Source organism: Cupriavidus sp. SIMBA_020 (assembly GCF_046535395.1).
Lineage (GTDB): Bacteria > Pseudomonadota > Gammaproteobacteria > Burkholderiales > Burkholderiaceae > Cupriavidus > Cupriavidus campinensis.
The window spans coordinates 690,218-714,180 of sequence record NZ_JAWRWU010000001.1 but is presented as its reverse complement, the minus strand read 5'-3'; the positions used below and the strand labels follow the sequence as shown (position 1 = coordinate 714,180).

General features: G+C 66.1%; 23 protein-coding genes and 3 tRNA genes. 17 read left to right on the top strand and 9 right to left on the bottom strand.

All coding sequences use genetic code 11. The annotated features are described in order from the left end of the window. Positions 1-199: 199 nt before the first annotated feature. On the top strand, positions 200-2,617 hold the full coding sequence (locus SB751_RS03350) for a RelA/SpoT family protein (protein ID WP_144201725.1): 2,418 nt from the start codon (positions 200-202) through the stop codon (positions 2,615-2,617). A gap of 3 nt (positions 2,618-2,620) precedes the next feature. Here SB751_RS03350 and greB read toward each other — a convergent pair whose 3' ends face one another. Next, a complete protein-coding gene (greB, locus tag SB751_RS03345; RefSeq protein ID WP_144201693.1) occupies positions 2,621-3,190 on the bottom strand; it encodes a transcription elongation factor GreB in 570 nt (189 codons plus the stop codon). Positions 3,191-3,315: 125 nt separating this feature from the next. On the opposite strand from greB, the gene SB751_RS03340 reads away from it, so the two are divergent. The 4 genes from SB751_RS03340 (at position 3,316) to SB751_RS03325 (ending at position 4,428) form a co-directional block, all read left to right on the top strand. Continuing rightward, positions 3,316-3,392 (top strand) — tRNA-Arg (locus tag SB751_RS03340). 161 nt (positions 3,393-3,553) lie between these two features. After that, the gene (locus SB751_RS03335; protein ID WP_144201691.1) at positions 3,554-3,832 is read left to right on the top strand and encodes a hypothetical protein; all 279 of its coding nucleotides are present in this window, start codon (positions 3,554-3,556) and stop codon (positions 3,830-3,832) included. Positions 3,833-3,989: 157 nt separating this feature from the next. Beyond that, positions 3,990-4,229, top strand: a complete 240-nt coding sequence (locus tag SB751_RS03330) for a hypothetical protein (RefSeq protein ID WP_144201689.1) — start codon at positions 3,990-3,992, stop codon at positions 4,227-4,229. Positions 4,230-4,351: 122 nt separating this feature from the next. Then, positions 4,352-4,428 (top strand) — tRNA-Met (locus tag SB751_RS03325). A gap of 92 nt (positions 4,429-4,520) precedes the next feature. On the opposite strand, the gene SB751_RS03320 is transcribed toward SB751_RS03325, so the two are convergent. Beyond that, the gene (locus SB751_RS03320) at positions 4,521-4,781 is read right to left on the bottom strand and encodes a hypothetical protein (protein WP_410747780.1); all 261 of its coding nucleotides are present in this window, start codon (positions 4,779-4,781) and stop codon (positions 4,521-4,523) included. Positions 4,782-4,840: 59 nt separating this feature from the next. Further along, a complete protein-coding gene (locus SB751_RS03315; RefSeq protein WP_092292251.1) occupies positions 4,841-5,122 on the bottom strand; it encodes a hypothetical protein in 282 nt (93 codons plus the stop codon). A gap of 231 nt (positions 5,123-5,353) precedes the next feature. On the opposite strand from SB751_RS03315, the gene SB751_RS03310 reads away from it, so the two are divergent. The 3 genes from SB751_RS03310 to lpxO all read left to right on the top strand — a co-directional run bounded on the left by SB751_RS03310 (position 5,354) and on the right by lpxO (position 8,138). Then, entirely contained in the window at positions 5,354-6,766 is a 1,413-nt protein-coding gene (locus SB751_RS03310; RefSeq protein WP_144201687.1) for a DUF2252 domain-containing protein, read from the top strand. A 45-nt stretch (positions 6,767-6,811) separates the two neighbouring features. Next, positions 6,812-7,123 carry a hypothetical protein gene (locus SB751_RS03305; RefSeq protein ID WP_092292255.1) on the top strand — a complete coding sequence of 104 codons (312 nt, stop codon included), beginning with the start codon at positions 6,812-6,814 and terminating at the stop codon, positions 7,121-7,123. Between the two features lie 112 nt (positions 7,124-7,235). Beyond that, positions 7,236-8,138: a lipid A hydroxylase LpxO gene (gene lpxO / locus SB751_RS03300; RefSeq protein ID WP_144201685.1), complete on the top strand. Its 903-nt coding sequence runs from the start codon at positions 7,236-7,238 to the stop codon at positions 8,136-8,138. Positions 8,139-8,161: 23 nt separating this feature from the next. On the opposite strand, the gene SB751_RS03295 is transcribed toward lpxO, so the two are convergent. Together SB751_RS03295 and SB751_RS03290 are read right to left on the bottom strand one after the other, a co-directional pair. Further along, complete coding sequence (locus tag SB751_RS03295) at positions 8,162-9,694, bottom strand: sensor domain-containing diguanylate cyclase (RefSeq protein WP_186296953.1); 1,533 nt, start codon at positions 9,692-9,694, stop codon at positions 8,162-8,164. A 100-nt stretch (positions 9,695-9,794) separates the two neighbouring features. Continuing rightward, entirely contained in the window at positions 9,795-11,243 is a 1,449-nt protein-coding gene (locus tag SB751_RS03290; RefSeq protein WP_211942755.1) for a PLP-dependent aminotransferase family protein, read from the bottom strand. A 176-nt stretch (positions 11,244-11,419) separates the two neighbouring features. Between SB751_RS03290 and SB751_RS03285 the strand changes: the two genes are divergently transcribed. Beyond that, complete coding sequence (locus tag SB751_RS03285; RefSeq protein WP_144201679.1) at positions 11,420-11,803, top strand: hypothetical protein; 384 nt, start codon at positions 11,420-11,422, stop codon at positions 11,801-11,803. Continuing rightward, positions 11,787-13,406, top strand: coding sequence for an NAD(P)/FAD-dependent oxidoreductase (locus SB751_RS03280; RefSeq protein WP_313818697.1), 1,620 nt, complete (start codon positions 11,787-11,789; stop codon positions 13,404-13,406). Before SB751_RS03285 ends, SB751_RS03280 begins: the two co-directional genes overlap by 17 nt. 4 nt (positions 13,407-13,410) lie before the next feature. Here the strand turns inward: SB751_RS03280 and SB751_RS03275 are convergent, their stop codons facing one another. Next, positions 13,411-14,682: a TIGR03862 family flavoprotein gene (locus SB751_RS03275; RefSeq protein WP_313818698.1), complete on the bottom strand. Its 1,272-nt coding sequence runs from the start codon at positions 14,680-14,682 to the stop codon at positions 13,411-13,413. Between the two features lie 157 nt (positions 14,683-14,839). On the opposite strand from SB751_RS03275, the gene SB751_RS03270 reads away from it, so the two are divergent. Continuing rightward, positions 14,840-15,949 (top strand): acyltransferase family protein, encoded by a 1,110-nt coding sequence (locus SB751_RS03270; protein WP_144201673.1) that lies wholly within the window; start codon positions 14,840-14,842, stop codon positions 15,947-15,949. Between the two features lie 53 nt (positions 15,950-16,002). Further along, positions 16,003-16,596, top strand: coding sequence for a DUF1415 domain-containing protein (locus tag SB751_RS03265; RefSeq protein ID WP_144201671.1), 594 nt, complete (start codon positions 16,003-16,005; stop codon positions 16,594-16,596). 54 nt (positions 16,597-16,650) lie between these two features. Here SB751_RS03265 and SB751_RS03260 read toward each other — a convergent pair whose 3' ends face one another. Beyond that, positions 16,651-17,493, bottom strand: a complete 843-nt coding sequence (locus tag SB751_RS03260; protein ID WP_144201669.1) for a class I SAM-dependent methyltransferase — start codon at positions 17,491-17,493, stop codon at positions 16,651-16,653. Between the two features lie 261 nt (positions 17,494-17,754). Here SB751_RS03260 and SB751_RS03255 point away from each other — a divergent pair, with 261 nt between their 5' ends. From SB751_RS03255 to SB751_RS03240, 4 genes are all read left to right on the top strand, one after another. Beyond that, complete coding sequence (locus SB751_RS03255; RefSeq protein ID WP_144201667.1) at positions 17,755-19,368, top strand: DUF342 domain-containing protein; 1,614 nt, start codon at positions 17,755-17,757, stop codon at positions 19,366-19,368. Positions 19,369-19,557: 189 nt separating this feature from the next. Next, entirely contained in the window at positions 19,558-20,004 is a 447-nt protein-coding gene (locus SB751_RS03250; protein ID WP_186296952.1) for a response regulator transcription factor, read from the top strand. 398 nt (positions 20,005-20,402) lie between these two features. Continuing rightward, positions 20,403-20,681 (top strand): type II toxin-antitoxin system RelE/ParE family toxin, encoded by a 279-nt coding sequence (locus SB751_RS03245; RefSeq protein ID WP_144201665.1) that lies wholly within the window; start codon positions 20,403-20,405, stop codon positions 20,679-20,681. 13 nt (positions 20,682-20,694) lie between these two features. Beyond that, complete coding sequence (locus SB751_RS03240) at positions 20,695-20,985, top strand: HigA family addiction module antitoxin (protein ID WP_144201663.1); 291 nt, start codon at positions 20,695-20,697, stop codon at positions 20,983-20,985. Positions 20,986-21,100: 115 nt separating this feature from the next. Here SB751_RS03240 and SB751_RS03235 read toward each other — a convergent pair. Next, positions 21,101-21,176: transfer RNA gene (locus SB751_RS03235), tRNA-Thr, on the bottom strand. Between the two features lie 179 nt (positions 21,177-21,355). Further along, a complete protein-coding gene (locus SB751_RS03230) occupies positions 21,356-22,423 on the bottom strand; it encodes a porin (RefSeq protein ID WP_144201661.1) in 1,068 nt (355 codons plus the stop codon). Between the two features lie 682 nt (positions 22,424-23,105). Here SB751_RS03230 and SB751_RS03225 point away from each other — a divergent pair. Next, positions 23,106-23,942 (top strand): NAD-dependent epimerase/dehydratase family protein, encoded by an 837-nt coding sequence (locus SB751_RS03225; protein ID WP_144201659.1) that lies wholly within the window; start codon positions 23,106-23,108, stop codon positions 23,940-23,942. Positions 23,943-23,963: the final 21 nt, after the last annotated feature.

Here is a 23,963-nt window from a genome sequence, read left to right as displayed (position 1 = left end):
TCCCGCGATCGTCCCGCCGGTCCCGCCCGGCGTACGGACGGACGGCGAACGGCCGGCATTGGGCCCCGTTGCCGCCGCCAGCGTGGCGCCGGGCGCCCCCTTGCCTGCCACACCCTCCGCACTGCCGGTGTCAGTCGGCTTGCCGCCTGCGCCGCCGGGTTCACCCGGAGGTAGGCGCGCCATGTCTGGCCAGATGCCGATGACCGCCCGAACCGGCGCCCCGAACCTGCCCGATCCGCTCGGCGACAACGTCGTCGGGGAGCGGTCTGTCGTGCCGCCGCTGCAGGGTAAGTCACGTGCGGGCCTGGCCAGCGAACTCGTGGCCGAGCCCGTCGAGGGCACCCTGCCGGCCGCGCCGGCGGGCGAGCTCTTCATCGACGCAGTGCTGGCGCAGTCATACCGGCACTTCTTCGGCCCGACCTCGCAGCCAGCGGTTCCGCCGCGCCAGCAGGTCATCTCCATCGCCCGGCTGATGGAGAAGCTCGCGTACCTGAAGCCCGCCGACCAGGCGCTGGTGCGCGAAGCCTTCCAGTTTTCCGACGAGGCCCACCTGGGCCAGTACCGCCAGAGCGGCGAGCCCTACATCACCCATCCGGTGGCGGTGGCGGAGCTGTGCGCGGACTGGAAGCTGGACGTCCAGTCGATCATGGCCGCGCTGCTCCATGACGTGATGGAGGACCAGGGCATCACCAAGAGCGAGCTGGCCGAGAAATTCGGTCCCAAGGTCTCGGAACTGGTGGATGGCCTGACCAAGCTGGACAAGCTCGAATTCCAGAGCCGCGAGCAGGCGCAGGCGGAAAGCTTCCGCAAGATGCTGCTCGCGATGGCGCGCGATGTGCGGGTGATCCTGGTCAAGCTGGCCGATCGCACGCACAACATGCGTACGCTCGATTTCGTGCCGCCCGAGAAGCGGCGCCGGATCGCGCTCGAAACCATGGAGATCTACGCGCCGATCGCGCACCGGCTGGGTCTCAACACGATTTACCGCGAGCTCCAGGAACTGTCGTTCAAGGTGGGCTCGCCGTTCCGCTACGCCACGCTGGAGAAGGCCGTCAAGGCCGCGCGCGGCAACCGGCGCGAGGTGGTCAAGCGCATCCTGGAAGCCGCCGAGCGCGCGCTGGCCGACGCCGGCATCGTGGCCGAGCTGTCCGGGCGCGAAAAGACGCTGTACAGCATCTATCGCAAGATGCACGACAAGCAGCTGTCGTTCTCGCAGGTGCTGGACGTCTACGGCTTCCGCGTGGTGGTGGAAACGCAGATGCACTGCTACATGGCGATGGGTGCGCTGCACAGCCTGTACAAGCCGATGCCGGGCAAGTTCAAGGACTACATCGCGATTCCGAAGATCAACGGCTACCAGTCGCTGCACACGACGCTGGTGGGCCCGTTCGGTACGCCGGTGGAGTTCCAGATCCGCACGCGCGGCATGCACCAGATTGCCGAGGCCGGCGTGGCTGCGCACTGGATGTACAAGCACCAGGCCGATCACGCCAACGATATCCAGCAGCAGGCCCACCAGTGGCTGCAGTCACTGCTGGACATCCAGAGCCAGACCGGCGACTCGCAGGAGTTCCTGGAGCACGTCAAGATCGACCTGTTCCCGGACGCGGTCTACGTGTTCACGCCGAAGGGCCATATCCGCGCACTGCCGCGCGGCGCCACGGCGCTGGACTTCGCCTACGCGGTGCACAGCGACCTGGGCAACCAGTGCGTGGCGGTCAAGATCAACAACGAGCTGCTGCCGCTGCGCACCGAGCTGAAGAGCGGCGATATCGTCGAGGTGGTGACGGCGCCGTACTCGAAGCCGAATCCGGCGTGGCTCGCCTTCGTCCGCACGGGCAAGGCGCGCGCGGCGATCCGGCATTACCTCAAGACCACCAAGCTCGACGAGGCCATCCAGCTGGGCGAGCGCCTGCTGGAGCAGTCGACGCGCCAGCTTGGCATCGAGCTGAAGGCGGTGCCGCAGGCGGTCTGGGATCGCATGATCCAGTGGACCGGCAACAAGCATAAGGAAGACATCTTCGCCGACCTGGCGCTCGGCCGCCGCGTGCCGGCAGTGGTGGCGCGGCGCATGGAGATCCTGCTGCAGGAGCTGTCCGGCGACGTCGACAGCGCGCTGCTGGCCGCCGTGCAGACCTTTGCGGGCGAGGAAGCGCCGGCCGTGCCGATCACCGGCGACGAAGGCATGTCGATGATCTTCTCGGCCTGCTGCCGGCCGATTCCGGGCGATTCGATCGTCGGCTATCTGGGCAAGGGCGAGGGGCTGCAGATCCACGTGCAGGACTGCAAGGTGGCCAAGCGGCTGCACAGCAAGGACCCGGAGCACTGGATCGAGGTCATGTGGGCCAAGAAGACGACGCGCGCCTTCGACGTGTCGATCAAGGTCATGGTGCGCAACGTGAAGGGCATCGTGGCGCGCGTGGCCGCGGACCTGACCGCCGCCGACGCCAACGTGGCCCACGTGGCCATGGAACAGCAGCAGGGCGGCCACCAGGAAGCCACGTACATGCAGTTCGTGATCCAGGTCCAGAACCGCCTGCACCTGGCCAACGTGATGCGTGGGCTGCGGCGCAACCCGGACGTAATCCGGATCTTCCGCGACCGCAACGACGGCTGACGCCTAGTTCACCGCGGCCTTCGCCGGGTAGCGGACTTCCAATATATCGATCTGTTCCATCCCGGCCGGCGTGCGCAGCGGCACGGTGTCGCCCTCGCGCGCCTTGATCAGCGCCTTGGCGATCGGCGAAATCCAGCTCACATGGTTGTTGTCGAGGTCTACCTCGTCCATGCCGACGATGGTGATGGTGGTTTCGTCGCCCGACTGGTTCGCATAGGTGACCGTGGCGCCGAAGAAGACCTGGTCGTTGTCGCCCTGCAGCGAGGGGTCGACGACTTCGGCCTTGTCGAGCCGGCGCGTGAGGAAGCGGATGCGGCGGTCGATCTCGCGCAGCCGCTTCTTGCCGTAGAGATAGTCGCCGTTCTCGGAGCGGTCGCCGTTGGAGGCGGCCCAGGAGACGATCTGCACCACCTCGGGACGCTCCACGTCGATCAGGTGCATCAGTTCGTCGCGCAGCCGGTTGTAGCCCGTGGCGGTAATGTAGTTCTTGGTGCCGGCGGGCAGCGGTGTCGCGCCCTCGGGCAGGTCGTCGTCGTCATCGTTCGACGACTCTTTGACAAAAGCCTTGTTCATGGTCCGGATCACTTCTTCGGGTAGTCATTATAGGAAGTTGCGCGGCTGGGGCGCGCCGGGCGAAAAAAATGCGGCGTAGGGGGTTCACAAAACTGAAAACTTCTATATAATCTCATTTCTCGAGTGCGGCTGTAGCTCAGTTGGATAGAGTACTTGGCTACGAACCAAGGGGTCGTGGGTTCGAATCCTGCCAGCCGCGCCACCTATCGAGTCAAAAAGGGCTTCCGGAAACGGAAGCCCTTTTTGCATTCTGGCCTCGATTCTCCGCCCCCGCTCCCCGTATTTCCCTTTCGCTCGCTGGAACGCTCCGCCCGCGCACCGCTCAAACCTGCATCGGTCTTGTCGATCGCAGGGAGAACGCGCATGAACCAGGATGAATGGCGGGTGGAGGGCTATCGCGGCATGGATGCCTACGTGCTGGTGTCGTCGCATCGTCAGGCGGTGGCCGGCAGCGTGGCCGACACCGAAACGTATGGCTACGAGGTGCGCGTTGCCGAGGAAGGTGTCGATCCCTCTGATACCGGTGATATCGAGATACTTTCCAGCGGCGGCCACGAATTTGCCACGCGGCACGCGGCCGAAGTGGCGGCTTTCAGTGCTGCCTACGCCCTTATCGACAAACTTTTGGGGCCGGTCAGATAGACAGCAAAGTTCCTTGTGGCCAGTGCAATGACGCATATCACGTCGTGATGCGTCTGTCGGGCCGGAACTTGATCAGGATCATTTTTGATCGGCGGGGTGACCCCTAGTCTGGATGTGGAGCGCGATGTTCGCGCCTTGCAGAAGACAGGAGGTAACCATGCCCGAGTATGAAGGGTTCAAGATTGTCTACGAAGTGATCAATTTGCCGAAGGGCAAGTGGGGGATCCTGATCGAGGTCATCCGGCGCGTGGACGGCGAAATCCTGATGGCCCGGCACAATCCTTTTCCGAGCCATCCTTTCGATACGAAGCTCGAGGCGCTCGAGCACGTGAACCGCTACGTTGCCTCGACGCTCGATGATCTTGATGACGCGCACACGGTGCGGCGTATCGCGTGATCCGCGTCGGTAATGCACAAAAAGAAAACGCCCTTCGCGGGCGTTTTCTTCTTCATGGTGCAGAAAGTGGAAATAGTGGTTGCCTTATGCGGGACGATCCCCCATAATTCATCTCCTTCAGACGCGGGGTGGAGCAGTCTGGCAGCTCGTCGGGCTCATAACCCGAAGGTCGCAGGTTCAAATCCTGCCCCCGCAACCAACACCTCTGAAGCCCTCTTCAAACACCTCTGCCGATCACGGCAGAGCGTTCCTGGCAGTACTTTCCCACATCGTATTTTCAGCGCCTGACGCCTACGCGTGCACCAGCGACGCCGCCTTCGCGAACGTATCGCGCACCTGCGGCTGGCCTTCGCGCTCAGCCGCCTCGGCGCGATCGGTGAGGCGGCCCTTGAGCACGGCGATATTGCCGCCGCCCAGCTTGGTCGATGCATCGCGCATCAGTTGCGTGAGCTCCTGCGTCACGTCGGCGCCATCGAAGGCGCTGACCGACAGCGCGGACACGCGCTCCAGAAAATTGTTGACCAGCGCTTCATCATGTTGCGGTTCGGGCATGGCTGCTCCTTGTCGAACGATTGTGAGACGCAATTGTGAGACGCAGGGCCGGGGGGCGATCAGGACCGGGGCAATTGCGGCGTGATGCGCCGCCGTGCGGGCTTCAGCGCCCGCGTGGGCCAGAGCACGTAGTTCGTATGCGGGTCCATCGGCTTGCCGAAGTACGAGACCCACACCTGCACGCCTTGTTCGGTTTCGGAAACGATCGCGGCCACGGCACGGGCGGCGACGGAAGGGGACTTGAGCAGATCGGCCAGTGCTTCCACGCCCTGGACCACATGGTGCTTCACCCCCCTGAACCACACGTACTGGCGCATGGCTGCAAGAAAATTCTTTGTCATGGACTCGATGGTTCCTTGTTGGTGCTGCGAGATGAGACCCAAGCTTACACGCTTAGTTGTGACACCTTTGTAGGGGGGCGTCTGATTTTTCCGCAAAGGCACGGCCAGATGTGATGCATGCGACGTGCGGTGCCAAATTGACAATGTGCGACGCTTGTCTTAGCTTCGTTACATACGCTGCACAAATCGCTGGTTTCACAACGTTTTTCCGGCCGAAGGCATGGAGGCATTTTGGAACATGTGGCGGATCTGAACGAACGGCGCGCCCGCGGCAAGGCGCTGCGCCAACTGGTGCCGCGGCGCTCGCACGCGGCGGTCGGCAATGTGGACCGGGACCCGATACCGCTGCTCGAGACCAGCAGCGCTGGCCGGGTGGAGCGGCTGGTGCCCTTGCGCTACGGGCGCATGATCCAGTCCCCGTTCGCATTTTTCCGAGGCGGCGCGATCATCCAGGCGCACGACCTTGCCGGCACGCCAGCCTCGGGCATGACCATCCAGATCTGCGGCGACTGCCACCTCTCGAATTTCGGCGGGTTTGCTACGCCCGAGCGCGCGCTGCTGTTCGATCTGAACGATTTCGACGAGACCAGCCCCGGCCCATGGGAGTGGGACCTGAAGCGGCTGACCGCCAGTATGGTGGTGGCCGCGCGCCACCTGCGCCACAGCAAGGCCGTCGCCGACAACATGGTGTGCGAAGTGGTCAACGGCTACCGTGACCGCATGGCCATGTATGCGGAAATGGGCGTGCTGGAAACCTGGTACGACCGCATTACGTTCGACCGCCTGCTGGCCGAGGCGCTCAACCCTGTGGCCCAGAAGGAGATCCGCCGCGCGATGGAGCGCGCCGCCAGCCGGACGCATGAGACGCTGCTGCCGAAGCTGAGCGAGCGCGAGGGGCACCGCTGGCGCATCCTGGACGCCCCGCCGGCCCTCTTCCATGTGCGCGGCGAGCAAACGCTGTTCACCGAGGACGACGACTGGCTCAAGACCGACATCGGCCCCGAAGTGATTGCCAGGTGCTTCAGCGATTACATCACCACGCTGGCCGCCGATCGCCGCGAACTGCTCTCGCACTTCACCTCCCAGGACATCGCCTTCAAGGTGGTGGGCGTGGGCAGCGTGGGCACGCGCTGCCTGATCCAGCTGCTCACGGACAGCCATGACAAGCCGCTGTTCCTCCAGTTCAAGGAAGCCACGCAATCGGTGGTGGCGCGCTTCTTCAAGTCGCCGAAGCTGACGCACGAGGGCCGGCGCGTGGTGGAGGGGCAACGCCTGATGCAGGCCGCCAGCGACCTGTTCCTGGGCTGGACCAAGGGGCCGTACGGCCGCCATTTCTACGCCCGGCAGTTGCGCGACATGAAATTCTCGGCCGAGATCGAACTGATGGATGCCGACCTGCTGACCGGCTACGGGCGCATCTGCGGTCGGGCACTGGCCCGCGCGCATGCCAAGGCGAGCAACCTTGCGCCGGAGATCAGCGGCTACCTGGGCACCAGCGATGCCATGGCCGAGGCGCTGGTGGGCTATGCCAACGCCTACGCGGACCAGGTGGAACGCGACTACGAGGCCTTCACCACGGCTTGCCGGTCGGGGCGGCTCGCCGCGCGCACCGATGCCGACATCGCCGCCGATTTTCAGGTTTGATGCCCGCGTAATATCAGAATCAGAATCGTCCTAAGGAGCTTGCCGATGACCGAGGATATGCTGCTGCAACTGATGGTGGAGGTGGAGCGTGCGGACCCCATCGACTATGCCAACCTGCCGTTCGACGACGACGCGTTGCGTGCGCTCGCCTGCAAGCTGATCGCCGAACGCTCGACGGAACTGGAGCTATCGGGGATGTCGCAGGAAGCGTTGTTGGCGACACTTTGGGCATCCACAGCCAAGCTCGTGCTCGAGAACATCGTGCTCAACGCGCGGCTGCTGACGTTGCAGGGATTGCCCGATGACGCCAAGGCGCTGATCGACCGCATCGCCCGCCAGTCGCGCGGCGGGGCGTGAACCCTCCCGCAGTAAAAAAGCGGACCGCGCATCACACGATGCGCGGGCGCCGACGTTTGGATAAAATACCGGCTTCAATCGGGCCTGGGCCTGATTTCTGGAGGTTTTACGCGTGATCAAGTGGATTATCGTCGCTGGATATCTGGGTGCGATCCTGTATGTGCATTTCCGCGGCAAGGTGCGACTGCCGTTCATGCGCCAGTTGCTCGACCACTCCGCGCTGGTGGCGCCGGTCAACTGCTTCATGTACATGTTCTCGGGCGTGCCGCGCACGCCTTACATCGGCGTTGAACGCTTCCCGGATCTGGAGAAACTGCGCGCCGCCTGGCCGCAAATTCGTGACGAGGGCCTGGCCCTGGTCGCGATGCGCAAGATCAAGGCCGCCGACAAGAACGACGACGCCGGCTTCAACTCGTTCTTCAAGTACGGCTGGAAGCGTTTCTACCTGAAATGGTATGAGGCGCAGCATCCGTCCGCCGAGACGCTGTGCCCGAAGACCGTGGCGCTGCTGCGCGAGTTGCCGACCGTGAAGGCGGCGATGTTCGCCGAGCTGCCGCCGGGCGGCAAGCTGAACCCGCACCGCGACCCGTTTGCCGGCTCGCTGCGCTATCACCTGGGGCTGTCCACGCCGAACGATGACCGCTGCTTCATCGAGGTGGACGGCGAGCGCCATAGCTGGCGCGACGGCCATGGCGTGGTGTTCGATGAAACCTACCTGCACTGGGCCGAGAACCGCAGCGACAAGGATCGCCTGATCCTGTTCTGCGACATCGAGCGCCCGATGCGCTATCGCTGGGCCGCCGCGGTCAACCACTGGATGGGCCGCAAGGTGATGACGGCCGCCAGCTCGCCGAACGAGGAAACCGACCAGACCGGCGCGATCAACAAGCTGTTCCGCTTCGTCTGGCTGGGCGGGCAGTACCGCCGCCGCTTCAAGTCCTGGAACAAGAACGTCTATTACGTGACCAAGTTCGGACTGATCCTCGGCGGCGTCGCGCTGATCGTTTTTCTCTGATTTTTCCGATTATTTCCCGATAGTCAGGACTCGGCGGCACCCGTCCGCCGACGCTCCGCGCCCACTGCCTCGTAGTGGGCGCGCTTGTCCTCGTACATGCGGCTGTCGGCCAGCTTGACTGTGTCGGTCAGCCGGTCGCCCTGCGTGCACGTGGCGGCGCCAATCGAAAACGACAGCCGCGCACCCGGATAGAACTGGTTGTTCAGCTCCACCACCTGCTGGATCTGATCGACCACCGTGGCCGCGCCGCGTTCGTCGTTGCCGGGTAGCAAAACCATGAATTCGTCGCCGCCGATGCGGGCCACGCAGGCTTGCTCGCCCACGGCTTTCTTGAGCACCTCGCCTGTGCGGCGCAGCAGCGCGTCGCCGTCGCCGTGGCCGTACTGGTCGTTGACCTGCTTCAGGCCATTGAGGTCCACCGCCACCACGCTGACCGGCCACGGCCCCTTGCGGCCCAGGCGCGCCAGCTCGTCCTCGTAATAGGCGCGGTTGTAGAGCTTGGTCAGCACGTCGTGCTTGCCCAGGAACTCCACGTAGGCTTCCGCCTTTTTGCGCGCGGTGATGTCGGTCAGCGACACCAGCACCTGGTCCCAGTCTGCCTCCCGGCCCGGGAAGACCGACCACTGCATGAACACGTCCACCGAGCGGCCATCGAGCGCGTAGTTGATGACTTCGCGCTGCTGCCAGAGCTTTTCGTGCCAGAGGTCGATCAGCTGCTCGGCGAAGTGGATGCGCATGTCGTCGCGGAACACGTCGCCCAGCCGGGACAGCAGGATCTCCTTGCTCGGCGCGGCGAACATCGTCAGCGTCTGCTGGTTGACGTCGAGCACGCGGATTTCCTGCATGCAGCGCGAGACGAAGTCCGGGTGCACATTCAGAAACGTCCGAAAATCGGTGATGCCGGCCGCGCGTACCTCGTCCAGCAGCATCTTCACCGCGCTGAAGTCCTCCACCCAGAGCGAGACCGGCGAGTGCTCGAACAGCCCCTGGGCGTACTGCTGGCTGCGGCGCAGGTCGCGCTCGCTGCGCACGCGCGCGGTGATGTCCTCGATCGACAGCAGCACGCGCGACCAGTCCTGCTCGTGGCCGGGCATGACCGTGGCGTCGAGGCGGATGTCCAGCCGTTCGCCGTCGAGCGTGTAGTTGACGGTCTGGCTGGCGAAGTGCCGGCCGCCGTCCCAGAGCTGACCCAGTTCCTCGACGTGCTGGTCGAACATGTCGTCACGGAACACGGTGTCGAGGTTGGCGACGAGGTCCGCCAGGTCGGCGGCGCGGAAGAGGTCGAGCGTGCGGCGGTTGACGTCGAGCACGCGGATCAGGGCCGAGCAGCGCGCCACTTCGGCCGGGCGCTCGCGCAAATAGGCGCGCAGGTCGGTCACCCCGCCCGCGCGCAGCTGGTCGAAGGCCAGCCGCACGGCGCTGAAGTCCTCAAGCCAGAGCGAGACCGGCGCGAGCTGGAACAGCGTTTGATAATCGTCGTCAAGCCGCGAAGCGGCGGGTGCACTGCCCAAGTTTGTTCTCCCTGGTTCTGGTAGTCGGTGTCCGCGCACAAGCATAGGCGAGGGCGCCGCCATTTTGGGACAAATCTGGGCGGAAGTCTCGCAAGAACGGTGCCGGGGGCGGGTGCGCGGGGACGCAGGAAGGCGGAGGGCGCCGTCAGGGGGCCAGCCGGCGTACCACGCCGGCCACGGTTTCCAACGCGCGTTCGATCGCCGGCTCGCGCGGATTGCCGCAGTTGAGCCGCAGATAGTGATCGAAGCGGTTCGAATTCGAGAACATCGAGCCCGGCATGACCCGGATGCCATGGGCCAGCACCTGCTCGAAGACGGTTTCAGACGACATCCCGGCCGGCAGTTCGATCCACAGGTGCAAGCCGCCGCGCGGCAGGGTGAGCCGCGTGCCGGCCGGAAAGCTGCCCGCCACGGCCTGCGCCATCCATTCGCGCTGGTTGCGCAACTGCTCGCGCAGGCGGCGCAGATGGCGCTCGAAAGCGCCGGTGCCCATGAAATCGGCCACGGCAATCTGCGCCAGCATCTCGTTGGGCCGCGAGAGGCCGAACTTGAGCATCTCCACGCGCGCCTGCCACTTGCCGGCGGCGATCCAGCCCAGCCGCATGCCCGGCGCCAGCACCTTGTGGAGCGAGGCGCAGTGGATCACGTTGCCCGTTGTATCCCACGTCTTGGCCGCCGCGAGCGGCGTCTCGCCCTCATAGGTGGAAGCGCAGCTGTCGTCCTCGATCAGCGCGATGCCGCGCGCCTCGCACCACGCCACCAGGCGCTGCTTGTGCGCGTCGGGCATGACGCAGCCGAGCGGATTCTGCAGGTTGGGCACCACGGCCACGGCCTTGATGTTGTCGTAGGTCTGCGCGGCCAGTTCCAGCGCCTCCAGCGAGATGCCGGTCTGCGGGCTGCACGGGATTTCGAGCGCGCGCATGCCCAGGCTCTCGAGAATCTGCAACAAACCGTAATACGTGGGCGATTCCACGGCGATGACATCGCCCGGCTGGGCCACGGCGCGCAGGGCAAGGTTCAGCGCCTCGGTGCAGCCATGGGTGACGACCACGTCCTCGGGCGCGAGCTGGATGCGCGAGCGCAGCGCGTGCCGGGCCAGTGCGGCGCGCAGGGACGGATGGCCGTCTGCCTCGGCCGCGCTGCCAAAGAGATCGGGATAGCGCCGCAACGCGCGGGCCGTGGCGGTGCGCAGCGCGGCCGTGGGGTAGAGCGAGGGCGCGCCGCACGCGCCGCCGAGGTTGATCTTGATATCGCGATGCTGGCTGCGCGCGAGGATGGCCGAGATGCGCTGGTGAATGCCCACGTACTGCGCTGGGTCGGGCAGGCCGGCCGCCGGTTCCTCGATCGGCGCCAGCGCCGGGCGCGACGGCGCGCGCACGAAGTAGCCCGAGCGCGGCCGTGCTTCCAGCAGCCCGGCGGTTTCCAGTTCCCGGCACGCCTGGAGCGCCGTGGACAGGCTCACCTCATGCAGCCCCATCAGCGACCGCACCGACGGCATGCGGTCCCCCACGGCCAGTGTGCCGGCGGCGATGGCCTGCCGGTAGTGGCCGGCCACCTGTTGATAGAGCGGGAGGGAGGGGTGCGTGGCAGTCATGGCGCGATCATCGCCCACGGAGCGCGGGCACAACAGATACAGATGAAGGGTGTCTGTATCGTAACAGAGCCGCATCGTGCGATCTGTTCTGGTCCGGTCCGCAATCCCTTGTGCCTGTTGGCCTGGCGGGCCGCCCGATAGGCTGGAGACCTGATTCTGGACCCCGGAGCGCGATCATGTCCCCAGCGAAGTTATCGACCGAAACCTACCAGCTGGCCGCCGGCCAGTGCCTCAGGCTGCACCTGGAGCCCGGTGCCGTGGTGCACCTCGAATCCGGCCGCCTGACCGTGGCGGGCCCGCCGCGCTGGCTGGCCGAGACGGTTTGCCAGCCTGCCGCCACGCTCGCGCCCGGCGCGGTGTATATCGCCGGCATCGCCGGCTGGGCCACGCTGGCCGCCGGCGGCGCGGCAACCGTGCACATCATGCAGCCGGCGCCGCCCCCGGGATGGTGGCGACTGATAAAATCCCGCTTCGGCCGATCTGGCCTCCTGCTGGGTAACGCCCGGCCACCAGACACCAAGGCCGCTGAAATACCCGTTCCCCATGCTACGTCTAAGTGAAGTCAAACTCCCGCTCGACCATACCGAGAGCGACCTGGAGGCGGCCGTGCGCAGCCACCTCGCGCAGATCGGTGTCAAAGGCGACGGGATGGTCGCGTTCACCGTCTTCCGCCGCGCGCACGATGCCCGCAAGCGCGCCGACATCAAGCTGACCTACATCGTCGATATCGAGGTCCGCGACGAGGCCGCCGCGCTCCAGCGCATGGCCGGCAAGCCCAACTGGAGCGTGACGCCCGACATGACGTACCGCTTCGTGGCGCAGGCCCCGGCGGGCGGGCCGAAGCTGCGTCCGGTGGTGATCGGCCTGGGCCCGTGCGGGCTGCTGGCCGGGCTGATCCTGGCGCAGATGGGCTTCCGTCCGATCATCCTCGAACGCGGCAAGGAAGTGCGCGAGCGCACCAAGGACACCTTCGGCCTGTGGCGCAAGAGCGTGCTCAATCCCGAGTCGAACGTACAGTTTGGCGAAGGCGGCGCGGGCACGTTCTCGGACGGCAAGCTCTACAGCCAGATCAAGGACCCCCGGCACTACGGCCGCAAGGTGCTCAACGAGTTTGTGCGCGCGGGCGCACCTGAGGACATCCTGTTCAAGGCGCGGCCCCACATCGGCACCTTCCGTCTGGTGAGCATGGTGGAGAAGATGCGGGCCGAGATGCTGTCGCTGGGCGCCGAAATCCGCTTCGAGACGCGCGTGGACGACATCGACATCGAGAATGGGCAGGTGCGGGGCCTCAAGCTCTCCACCGGCGATTACCTCGAGTGCGACCACGTGGTGCTGGCCGTGGGCCACAGCGCGCGTGACACCTTCCACATGCTGCACGACCGCGGCGTGTTCATGGAAGCCAAGCCGTTCTCGCTGGGCTTTCGCATCGAGCATCCGCAGGGGCTGATCAACCGCAGCCGCTTCGGCAAGTTCGCCGGCAACAAGCTGCTGGGCGCGGCGGACTACAAGGTGGTGCACCACGCCAGCAACGGGCGCGCGGTGTACAGCTTCTGCATGTGCCCGGGCGGCACGGTGGTGGCGGCGGCGTCCGAGCCGGGCCGGCTGGTGACCAACGGCATGAGCCAGTACTACCGGGCCGAGCGCAACGCCAACGCCGGCATCGTGGTGGGTATCACGCCGGAGGTCGATTTCCCGGGGGGGCCGCTGGCGGGCATTGCGCTCCAGCGTCATTGGGAGGAGCGCGCCTTCGAGCTCGGTGGCAGCGACTACCGCGCGCCGGGCCAGCTGGTGGGGGATTTCATCGCGGGACGGCCGTCCACGGCGCTCGGCTCGGTGGAGCCGTCATACAAGCCGGGGGTGACGCCGACGGACCTCAGCACGGCGCTGCCTGACTATGTGATTGACGCGATCCGCGAGGCGCTGCCGGAACTCGACAAGAAGATTGCCGGGTTTGCGATGCACGACGCGGTGCTGACCGGGGTGGAGACGCGTACGTCGTCGCCGCTGCGGATCCGGCGCAATAACGACGACTACCAGAGCATCAACGTGAAGGGGCTGTACCCGGCGGGCGAGGGTGCCGGCTATGCGGGCGGGATCTACTCGGCCGCCATCGACGGTATCGAGGTGGCCGAGGCCGTGGCGCTCGATATCGCCAACGGCTAGCCAGTCAGTTACCCGTCGTACCCCTCAGATAGTCGGCCGCGCCCAGGCCGGCCATCCGCCCACTGGCGAAGCAGGCTGTCAGCAGATAGCCGCCGGTGGGCGCTTCCCAGTCCAGCATCTCCCCCGCGCAGAACACGCCCGGTATGGCGTTGAGCATCAGGTGAGCGTTCATTGCCTCGAACGCCACGCCGCCGGCCGTGCTGATGACTTCGTCGATGGGCCGCGCGCGCACCAGCCGCAGCGGCAGCGCCTTGATGGCCGCCGCGAGGGCGGCCGAATCATGCATGTCGGCCTTCGACACCGCTTCATAGAGCAACCCCGCCTTGACCCCGGTGATGCCGAGCTTGCTCTGCAGGTGGCTCGACACCGAGCGCGAGCCGCGCGGGCGGGCGATCTCGTCGGCCACGCGTGCCGCGCTCATGCCGGGCGCCAGGTCCAGGTGGATCTCGGCGCTGCCATCCCGTTCGATGAGATCGCGGATCGGGGCGGATAGCGCGTAGACCAGGCTGCCTTCGATGCCGGTCGCGCTGATCACGAACTCGCCCTGACGATGCAGCGGCGTGCCGTCCGGCGCGGTGACCGCCATCGCCACGGATTTCACCGGCTGGCCGGCGTAGCGTTCGCGGAAGACATCGGACCAGTCCACATCGAACCCGCAATTGGCGGGGCGCAGCGGAGTGATGTCGACGGCACGTTCGGCAAGCCAGGGCACCCAGGCGGCGTCCGAGCCCAGTCGCGCCCAACTGCCACCGCCCAGCGCCAGTACCACGGCTGATGCCGATACCGTCGATTCGCCCGCCGGCGAGGCGAAGCGGAGCCGTCCGGCATCGTCCCAGCCCAGCCAGCGATGGCGGGTGTGCACGCGCACGCCCGATTCCCGCAGCCGATGCAGCCACGTGCGCAGCAGCGGCGCGGCTTTCATCTCGGTGGGGAAGACGCGGCCGGAACTGCCGACGAAGGTGTCGATGCCGAGGCCGTGCACCCAGGCACGCAGCGCCGGGCCGTCGAACTGCGCCAGCAGCGGTGCGATGCGGTCGGCCCGCTGGCCGTAGCGCGCCAGGAAGGCCGGCGCGGCCTCGGCATGCGTGATGTTCATGCCGCCCTTGCCAGCCATCAGGAACTTGCGGCCGACCGAGGGCATGGCGTCGTAGACGTCTACCGTCACGCCGCGCCCGGCCAGCGCCTCGGCCGCCATCAACCCGGCCGGGCCGCCGCCGATGACCACGGCGTGGGGCGTGCCAGAAGGGGCGGATGCTGAAAAGGAGGAGGCGGACATGGGCGGTGGCCGGTTGGCGGAGCAGGGGGAAGAGACGCGGGACGCCGCGCATTATAGGTGACAGCGCTCCGGCACCACGGCCGTGCGCGGACGTGCGGTGGCGCACAGCGGGCGCTCCCGGCGCCGGCCAGACTCGTTTAAAACAGGGGAGGCTTCCATGAGCTCAGCACCGCGCAATCCCACCATCGACATGTGCAGGGGCATCGGCATCGCGCTGGTGGTCTTCAGCCATGCCTGGGCCCTGCCTGATCCGGTGTATCGGGCGATCTATTCGATGGCCTTTCCCGCCTTCCTGCTGCGGGCCGGGCTGGTGTTCCAGCCCTCGCGGGCGGTGGCTGCACCGGCGTCGCACCTGTGGGGCAAGTTCATGCGGCTGGTGGTGCCGGCCTGGGGCATGGGGCTGGTGCTGGCGGTGCCTTATATCGTCGCCTGGGCGCTCGGACGGTTTCCCGACGACGAATTCGCCATGCGCTTTGTCGGCACCATGACCGGGTCCGCCATCAACGAATGGAATTTCCTGAGCACGCCGCTGTGGTCGCTGTTCTGCCTGTTCTGGCTGGACGTGGCGGCTACCGCGCTGGCGCGGCTGGGCCCGAGCGTGGCCGGGGCGCTGATGACCGGCGTCGGGCTGGTCTGGATTGTCTTCACGCAGGGTGGCGGCACGTGGTCGGACGTGAATCCGGTGGAGTGGCCGTTCTCGCTGCGTAACGTGGGCTGCGCCATGGTGTTCTACGGCGCCGGGCTCTGGCTGGGCGGCGGCAAGGGGCCCCGGGCCGCCGCGGTGGGGCCGATGCAGTTCACGCCGGCCTCGCTGACCATGCGGCGCGCCCTGTTGCTGGTGGTTACGCTGGCGGTCTGGGTGCTGGCCGTGCGCCACGCGCCGGATGTCTTGAATGTTTCGCGCAACCGCATCGGCACCACGCCCATGGCGATGGCGATGACCCTGCTCGCGGCCTTCGCCGGCACCGCGCTGCTGTGGCAGGTGGTGGTGCTGCTGCCAACCTCCCGCGCGGTGGTCTGGCTCGGCACGCATACGCTGCCCGTGTTCGGCTTCAACTACCTGGTCAACAAGATCGTCTTCGAGACGGCCACCCGCGCTGGGGTGGAGGTGGCGCGGCTGGGCAACTGGTGGTGGGTGCTCGCGCTGATCGAGCTGGCGCTGCTGTGCGCCATCGCCTGGGTGCTGGACCGCATGGGGCCCATCGGCGACCTGTTCAATGGCCGGCCGCTCAAGCGGGTGGGGCGAGAGAAGGCGCGCATGGCCTGACCTCGGGGGGAGGCGGGGCGTAGAATGGCGCTTTGCCAGCCGCTGTCCCCGCCATGCCTGCCTTTCCTGATTCTGCCGATGCTGCCGATGCCACCGATGCCCAGGTCGTCGAGGCCGTGCGCCATTGGCTGTCGCGCGCCGTCATCGGCCTGAACCTGTGCCCGTTCGCCAAGAGCGTCTATGTGAAGGATCAGGTGCGCTACGTGGTCAGCCCGGCCACGCGGGCCGAAGACCTGCTCGAAGAACTCGAGGGCGAACTGCGCGCGCTGGCGGACGCCGATCCGGCCCAGACCGACACCACGCTGCTGATCGTGCCGCACGCGCTGGCGGACTTCCTCGCCTATAACGACTTCCTGTACTTCGCCGAGCGCCTGCTGCGCAGCCTGCGGCTGGCCGGCACGCTCCAGATCGCCAGCTTCCACCCGGACTACCAGTTCGAGGGCACCGAGGCGGACGATATCGAGAACTACACCAACCGCGCGCCGTATCCGATCCTGCACCTGCTGCGGGAAGACAGCATCGCGCGCGCCGCCGAGGCGTTTCCGGACGCCGCCGATATCTACGAGCGCAACCAGGCCACCATGCGGCGGCTGGGCATCGACGGTTATCGGCGGTGGATGTCGGAAAAATCCGAAGACGAAGGCTGATCCGGGCGCAGTTCAGGGCGTCCCGGGCGCTTCCGGGGGCTGCACGGGGCGGTGTCAGGGCGCGGTGAAGAACCGCTCGCCCATTTCCTCGAGTCCCAGCGTCTCCAGCACGTTCTGGAGCCGGTCGGCCGCCCGCTTGCGCGGCAGGTCCTTGTACTGGGCGATGATCAGCTCGTTTTTCATCGAATGTTCCCAGCCCACCAGTTCGGTCACGCTGACCTGGTAGCCGTGCGCCTCGAGCTGCAGGCAGCGCAGCACATTGGTCACCTGGCTGCCGAACTCGCGCGTGTGCAGCGGATGGCGCCAGATCTCCGTCAGCGGATTGCCGGCCAGCAGCTTGCCCTTGTGCTTGCGCAGCACGCTGGCCACCTCGGCCTGACAGCACGGCACCAGCACGATGTGGCGTGCCTGCCGGGCCAGGGCGAAGCGGATGGCGTCGTCGGTGGCGGTGTTGCACGCGTGCAGCGCGGTCACCACGTCCACCGTGGCGGGCAGGGCGGGCGAGGTGATGGATTCGGCTACCGACAGGTTCAGGAACGACATCCCCGGGAAGCCCGCGCGTGCGGCCAGTTCCTGCGAGCTCTTCACCAGTTCCTCGCGGGTCTCGATGCCGTAGATATGCGAGTTCTGGCCCTGTTCCTCGGGCAGATCCTTGAAGAACAGGTCATAGAGGATGAAGCCCAGATAGGACTTGCCGGCGCCATGGTCCACCAGCGAGACCGCGCCGCGCGCGTCCGCCACCTCGCGCAGCAGCGGCTCGATGAACTGGAACAGGTGGTAGACCTGCTTGAGCTTGCGGCGGCTGTCCTGGTTCATCTTGCCGTCGCGCGTCAGGATGTGGAGTGCCTTGAGCAGCTCGATGGACTGGCCGGGACGGACTTCGTAACTATTGGACATGGAAGGCAAAACCTGAGGCGGGGACATCGGAGGGCGACAGTTTACCGAAATCCCGCCCCCCGGACCGCCATCCCCCGATTTCCGGGGCTTTCCGCGCGAGTGATACCCCACTTTTGTGGGCTAAAGTTCACGCCACCCGCTGCCGTTGATCAAAGATCGACGACAAGCAGAGTTGGCGGCAGCAAACGGTAATCCTTGCGGAAGGATCGGGGCCACGGCCCGGCCGGACTGCCATCGCCTGCCACACAGAAGCGGGGACACATGACAACCGACGCCGGACTACGCCTGGAACTGAGCCAGCCAGGGGACCACGTACGCGCGTGCTTTACACCGGAACCAGGACGCCTGCCGCCTGACCGCGCCACCCTCGAAGCCAGCCTCGAGGAACATGGCTGGCGCGGCGCGCGGCTCGACCAGAGCGCGGTGAACGCCTTCCTGACCCAGTGCCAGCTAGCCGACGGCGAGGTCGACGGCGTGATCGGCAGCCTGCTCGACGGGGCCTTCGAACTCGAAATTACCGCTGACAAGCTGTCCCTGCTGCTGACGCTGATGCCGCCCGAGGGCGGCCGGGCGATCGATATCGAAGACATTGCCGCCGCGGCGACCTCGATGGGCGTGGTGGCGCTGCTCGACAAGGCGGCCATCGAAGTGGCGCTGGAGGCCGGCAGCTGCGAGGGACGTGAAATCGCGCGCGGCGTGGCGCCGGTGCAGGGCCAGGCGGCACGCTTCGACAGCCTGGTGCAGCCGCGCAAGCCCGCGCAGAGCGAGAGCGAGGATGACCGCTTCGACCTGCGCGACCTGGGCAGCCTGCTGCTGGTGAACCCCGGCACGGCACTGATGCGCCGCACCCCGGCAAAGGCCGGCCAGGACGGCATGGATATCCTGGGCAAGCCGATTCCGGCCGAGCCGATGGTCGACACGCCGTTCGCGGCGGACCTGACCGGCGTGGCCATCGACCCCAATGACCCGCTGCTGCTGCTGGCCGTGATCGCCGGATCGCCGCGCGTGCTGCCGAGCGGCGTGATCGTGAGCCCGGTGGTGGACGTGGAGGCGGTGGACCTGCATTCGGGCAATGTCACGTTCGATGGCTCGCTGCGCGTGTCGGGCGACATTCGTACCGGCATGTCGGTGCGCGTGACCGGCGACGTGGTGGTCAGCGGCACGATCGAGGCGGCGCACGTGGAGGCCGGCGGCGACGTGATCGTCAAGGGCGGCATCATCGGCAAGGCCGAGACCGCGCACGGCGCCGATTCTGGCGAAATTGCGAGTGTGCGCAGCAAGGGCGCGGTGCATGCGCGCTATATCCAGAATGCGATTGTCGAGGCAGCCACCGAGGTGGTGGTGGAGAGCGGTATCCGCCAGAGCGACGTCTCGGCGGGCGAGCGCGTCACGGTAGGCAGCCCGACCGGCCAGGGCAGCATCAGCGGCGGCCGCACCCGGGCGCTGGCCAGCGTCAGCACGGCCATGCTCGGCGCGCCGGCGGGCACGGCCACGACCGTGCAGGTGGGCCTCAACCCGTTTGCCGACCAGCAGAAAGCGGAGCTGGAGGAGCAACGGCGCAAGATCCTGGAGGAGCAGGCCAAGCTCCAGCAACTGGCCGCGTTTTTCGCGAAACATCCAGAGCGCGCCGTCGGCGACATCCGCGAGAAAGCGCGTGCGACGATGTACAAGATCAACCGCGACCTGTTCGAGCTGGACGCCGAGATCGCCAGGCTGGCCGAGCAGATGAAGCCGTCGGAGGAGGCGGTAATCGCCGTGGGGCGGCGCATTCATGGCGGCGTGACGATGCAGGTGGGCCACAAGATCCTCAAGGTGATGGAGGACAAGACCGGCGGCCAGGTACGCGTGGTGGACGACCGGATCTCGGTGACCTGAGCGCGGCCGTGTTACGACGGGCTGGGTCGACGTTACGGCCGCCGTAACATTGGCGCGTCCCTCCGGCCGGCATGTCCGGCGGCGGTCTTCCCTTGTCCGGCAAGGGTTTGCGGGCCGATCGGCTTGCCCTTCTTCCTATGGCATGGCCCTTGCGGATGGCTCCCCGGCAAGACCAACGGGGAGACAGCCATGCGCGCGATCATCATCGACAGCCAGCCACTGGTGCGGATCGGCATCCTGCGGATGCTGGAGCACCTGCCGGACATCGGCCCCATCCGCAGCACCGACCCGGAGTCCATCGGGACGCTGCCCGTGACCGACGAACGGGTGCTGGTGGTGTACGGCATGTCCAGCGAGACCACAGACAACTGGGGGCTGCTGCGCCGGCTGCATCGCAGGATGCCGCAGGCGCGCATCCTGCTGCTCTCCGACAACGTCTGGCTGCACGTGCCGTCGTCGCTGCAGGTCTGCGGGGTGGTGGAGCAGGCCCCGAAATCGGCTTCCATCGAACGGCTGGAGGCGGCTATCCAGCACCTGCTGGGCAGCGCGGGCGCCCTGCCGCAGCCGGCACCCCGCTCGGACGCCTGGCAGCCGCTGCATCTGCCCCAGGCCCTGCTCGCCCCGGCTGCGCGCTGAGCACGCCGAATGACGCCCGCTGAAGGACACCCGCCATCGCGGGAAATCTGCACTAAGCTGGAAGGGTGTCCTGGGGTGCCGCAGGATCCGCGACAGCTAGTTCCGGGCAGCGAATGAAGACGCGGTCCAGCACACTGCGAAGGCGTTACGCGGAACCGGATCACGAGGCACTGGAATCAGGAAAGCCAACCTGCGCAAGCGGTTGGCTTTTCTTTTTGGTGGGTGGCGAACTTGGAGAACGTGGTGATTGAGAGGAATCTGATTTTGCGGGGAGGGCGCTTGCGCGTGTGCGGGCGGTCCTAGAATCGGCCTTCCCTATTTCGATGGAAAGCACGATTGGCTGATTGCGTTGCGTAACCCTAAGGGTTACACTCTCCGCCGACGATTGCCGTCTCACCATGATTCGCTCATTTGCGCACAAGGGTCTCGAACGCTTCTTCACCACAGGCAGCACGGCGGCGATTCCCGCGATGCACGTCAAGCGGTTGCGGCTGATCCTGGCGCTGCTGGACGAGGCAGGCTCCGCGCGCGATATGGATGCGCCCGGCTTGCGACTGCACGCGCTCAAGGGCGACCGCGCGGAGCTTTGGGCCGTGACGGTGCAGGCGAACTGGCGGGTGACCTTCCGGTTCGAGAACGGGGACGCGCACATCGTCAACTACATTGACTATCACTAGTGAGAGGGGCGCCATGCGCATGCACAATCCACCGCATCCGGGCGAGTTGCTTGCGGAGCTTTGGCTCGAGCCGCTGCGGCTGACGATTACCGATACCGCCGCGGCGCTCGATGTTTCGCGGAAGACGGTTTCCGAGATCGTGAATGGCCGGGCTGGCGTCACGCCGGAGATGGCGGTTCGGCTTGAACTGGCGTTCGGCAAGAGCGCCGAGTCTTGGCTCGCGCATCAGGCCGCGTACGACCTGTGGCAGGTGGACCAGTACCGCAGCGAGCTGCGCGTGCGCTCGCTCCAGCCCGCGACCTGAGCTTCGCCCCAAGTGCGCCGCCCATGAAGCGCCGCCCATGAAAAAACCCGCAGCGCTTGCGCGGTGCGGGTTTTTGAAGGCGACGCGGTAAAACTGGCGTCGCCGGTAATGCTGTTGGTGCCGAAGAGAGGAATCGAACCCCCGACCTTCTCATTACGAATGAGCTGCTCTACCGACTGAGCTACTTCGGCAACACCGTTGAGTGTTTCCAGCGCCTTGCGTTGCTTGCGAAACAATCGAACTGAGCCCGCAATCTTAGCGGTGAGTTTTGGGTTTGGCAAGACCCCCGTGCAGATTTTTTGCGCGATTCTTGCTGTGGCAACGTCGCCGGAACAACGCGGAAAGCCGGCGACGCGCCACAGGCGTCACATCAGAATTTGTGGCGCAGGCCGGCCATCACGCCAACCCGGCTACCGTGGCCGTAGAACGGAGTCTGGAACGTGGACTGGCCGCCCAGGGTGCGCCAGGCGTCGGTCAGGTTCGTGTAATCGGCCTCGATGTACACGTCCGTGCGCTTGCTGAATGCGTAGTCGAGCATCAGGGCGCCGGTGAAGCGGTTGCCGGAATCGTCGCCGTGCTTCAGGTGGTCGTAGGTGCCGAGTGCGATCACGGACCACGCGTTGGTGAACGCGTATTGCAGGCCCAGGTAGCCGGCCTGGTTCTTGTAGCCGGCGTTGTCGACATTGCTGTTGGTGTAGCCGAGGTAGACCGTGGCCGGGCCGACCTTGTAGGTGCCGCCCAGCGTCCAGACCTTCTGGTCGCTTACGGGTACGGCCACGCCGTAGTACGCCGCCGTGTCGCGCATGATCTGGTAGCCGCCGCCGACCATGAACGGGCCCGAGGCGTAGCTCACGCTGGCGCCCGTGGAGGACGAGTTCGAGAAGCTGCCGGCCACTTCGCCGAAGGCGTGTTGCGCCGCGATCGAGAACCCGCCGAACCGGCCCGAGTACTTGATCATGTTGTCCTGGCGCACGCCGCCGGTGTAGTTGCCGCCCTGGAAGCCGACGATGGCGAGGTTGGCCAGCGCCATCGCGTCATAGCTGGCAATGACTTCGTGGATCACGGTGAACTGGCGGCCCAGCGTGACCGTGCCGAAGTCACCCTGCAGGCCGACGTATGCCTTGCGGCCGAACAGGCGGTTGCCTTGCAGGCTCTGGCCGGCGTCGGGCGAGAAGCCCGATTCGAGCACGAACAGCGCCTGGTAGCCGCGGCCCAGGTCTTCCAGGCCGTACATGCCCCAGCGGCTGCCGGTGAGCACGCCGTCGGTCATCTGGACCTTGCCGTTGCCGGCGGCGGATTCGTTCGAGGTATAGCGGATCGTGGTGTCGACAATGCCGTACAGCGTGACATTGGATTGCGCGTGGGCGGGCGCCGTGGCGCCCAGTGCTGCGGCGCCGAGTGCTGCGGTAGTGAAGAAGGGCGCGAGGGCTCGCTTCATGGTTTGCGTCTCCATCCTGGCTCGTTATGGGTTGTTGTTGCGGAATGGCCGGTGCCTGTTTTCTTTGTGGACTTCTGCGACGTCCTTGGCTCAGGCATTGACCTGCACCGGCGTGGCGTGAAGGCGGCCCTGGATGGGCAATCCAGGGCGCCGGGACTGCTGATTGCCGGGGTTGGGAAAGGCAACTCAGGTCATCAGATGTCCTATGACATCGTACCTTACAGAAAAATAACGTCGCAAGACATAGGACGAGACATTAGTCAGCACGCAACACTAGAGCGGGGTGTCAGTTTTGCCAGGACGACCGGCCGAGGCCAGACATTTCGGCATCGCCGGCGTGATGCCTTTGTCGGTGCAGGGACGATGCACGAAAGCCTGGGCGCAATCGATGGATTTGCGTTGATCCATGTGCGAAGCCGGTTTCCGGGCGATTGACCGTGCGGCGTACCGCAAAAAGACCCCGTTTTCAAAGCGGCAAATTTACCCAAAACACCAATACGCGCAAATTCGTTTCAGTTGTCTGCAAACTAAAACTTCTAGGGAATTCACTGACGTTGCACCGCCTTGACCGCAGGTTGACGGACGATTAGATTCCAGTCACGTTGTATGACGACAGATCAATCAACCTATCCACATATCCCGCGAGGCCCTTGGCGGGGCCACGCCAGCGCATCCCGAACCTATGTCCCTCGCCCCCAAAGATCCGCTCGACGGTGTTGTCACCCGTTGCCATCGCATCCTGCTGACCGGCGCGGCCGGCAACCTCGGCAAGGTCCTGCGTGACCGCCTGAAGCGCTATGCCGATGTGGTGCGCATCTCCGATATCGCCGACCTCGGCCCGGCAGGCGCGCAGGAAGAAGTCGTGCCTTGCGATTTGTCTGACGCCAAGGCCGTCCACGCGCTGGTGGCGGGCGTCGATGCCATCGTCCATCTGGGCGGCGTGTCGGTGGAGCGTCCGTTCGAGGAGATCCTGCCGGCCAATATCCAGGGCACCTACCACCTCTACGAGGCGGCGCGGCGCCATGGCGTGCGGCGCATCGTGTTCGCCAGCTCCAATCACGTGATTGGCTTCTACAAGCAGGGCGAGGTGCTCGACGCCGATTCGCCGCCGCGCCCGGACGGCTATTACGGCGTGAGCAAGGCGTTCGGCGAGCAACTGGGCAGCTTCTATTTCGACCGCTACGGCATCGAGACCGTGGCGCTGCGCATCGGCTCGTCGTTCCCGGAGGCGAAGGACCGCCGCATGCTGGTCACCTGGCTCGGCTACGACGACCTGGAGCAGTTGATCAAGCGCGCGGTCTTCGTGCCGGAGGTGGGTTTCACGATCGTCTACGGCGCCTCGGCCAACCGCGATAGCTGGTGGGACAACAGCAAGGCGGCGCGGCTCGGTTTCCGGCCGGTGGAGTCGTCGGAGCAGTTCCGGGCCAAGGTGGAATCCGTCCCGCCGCTGCCGGCGGACGACGCGGCGGGCTGGTACCAGGGCGGCGCCTTCGTCAAGGCCGGTCCGTTCGGGGACTGACGCCGTGAGCGCCCCCATCTC

What these genes read in the sequence shown, in the direction of transcription:
- SB751_RS03250 (WP_186296952.1), top strand. Translation starts at nt 19,558, where the DNA reads ATGCGCGCGATCATCATCGACAGCCAGCCACTGGTGCGGATCGGCATC.
- SB751_RS03265 (WP_144201671.1), top strand. Translation starts at nt 16,003, where the DNA reads ATGCCTGCCTTTCCTGATTCTGCCGATGCTGCCGATGCCACCGATGCC.
- SB751_RS03255 (WP_144201667.1), top strand. Translation starts at nt 17,755, where the DNA reads ATGACAACCGACGCCGGACTACGCCTGGAACTGAGCCAGCCAGGGGAC.
- SB751_RS03305 (WP_092292255.1), top strand. Translation starts at nt 6,812, where the DNA reads ATGACCGAGGATATGCTGCTGCAACTGATGGTGGAGGTGGAGCGTGCG.
- SB751_RS03320 (WP_410747780.1), bottom strand. Translation starts at nt 4,781, where the DNA reads ATGCCCGAACCGCAACATGATGAAGCGCTGGTCAACAATTTTCTGGAG.
- SB751_RS03245 (WP_144201665.1), top strand. Translation starts at nt 20,403, where the DNA reads ATGATTCGCTCATTTGCGCACAAGGGTCTCGAACGCTTCTTCACCACA.
- SB751_RS03315 (WP_092292251.1), bottom strand. Translation starts at nt 5,122, where the DNA reads ATGACAAAGAATTTTCTTGCAGCCATGCGCCAGTACGTGTGGTTCAGG.
- SB751_RS03240 (WP_144201663.1), top strand. Translation starts at nt 20,695, where the DNA reads ATGCGCATGCACAATCCACCGCATCCGGGCGAGTTGCTTGCGGAGCTT.
- SB751_RS03285 (WP_144201679.1), top strand. Translation starts at nt 11,420, where the DNA reads ATGTCCCCAGCGAAGTTATCGACCGAAACCTACCAGCTGGCCGCCGGC.
- SB751_RS03280 (WP_313818697.1), top strand. Translation starts at nt 11,787, where the DNA reads ATGCTACGTCTAAGTGAAGTCAAACTCCCGCTCGACCATACCGAGAGC.
- greB (WP_144201693.1), bottom strand. Translation starts at nt 3,190, where the DNA reads ATGAACAAGGCTTTTGTCAAAGAGTCGTCGAACGATGACGACGACGAC.
- SB751_RS03335 (WP_144201691.1), top strand. Translation starts at nt 3,554, where the DNA reads ATGAACCAGGATGAATGGCGGGTGGAGGGCTATCGCGGCATGGATGCC.
- SB751_RS03350 (WP_144201725.1), top strand. Translation starts at nt 200, where the DNA reads ATGACCGCCCGAACCGGCGCCCCGAACCTGCCCGATCCGCTCGGCGAC.
- SB751_RS03260 (WP_144201669.1), bottom strand. Translation starts at nt 17,493, where the DNA reads ATGTCCAATAGTTACGAAGTCCGTCCCGGCCAGTCCATCGAGCTGCTC.
- SB751_RS03330 (WP_144201689.1), top strand. Translation starts at nt 3,990, where the DNA reads ATGCCCGAGTATGAAGGGTTCAAGATTGTCTACGAAGTGATCAATTTG.
- SB751_RS03295 (WP_186296953.1), bottom strand. Translation starts at nt 9,694, where the DNA reads ATGCTTGTGCGCGGACACCGACTACCAGAACCAGGGAGAACAAACTTG.
- SB751_RS03225 (WP_144201659.1), top strand. Translation starts at nt 23,106, where the DNA reads ATGTCCCTCGCCCCCAAAGATCCGCTCGACGGTGTTGTCACCCGTTGC.
- SB751_RS03290 (WP_211942755.1), bottom strand. Translation starts at nt 11,243, where the DNA reads ATGACTGCCACGCACCCCTCCCTCCCGCTCTATCAACAGGTGGCCGGC.
- SB751_RS03275 (WP_313818698.1), bottom strand. Translation starts at nt 14,682, where the DNA reads ATGTCCGCCTCCTCCTTTTCAGCATCCGCCCCTTCTGGCACGCCCCAC.
- SB751_RS03270 (WP_144201673.1), top strand. Translation starts at nt 14,840, where the DNA reads ATGAGCTCAGCACCGCGCAATCCCACCATCGACATGTGCAGGGGCATC.
- SB751_RS03230 (WP_144201661.1), bottom strand. Translation starts at nt 22,423, where the DNA reads ATGAAGCGAGCCCTCGCGCCCTTCTTCACTACCGCAGCACTCGGCGCC.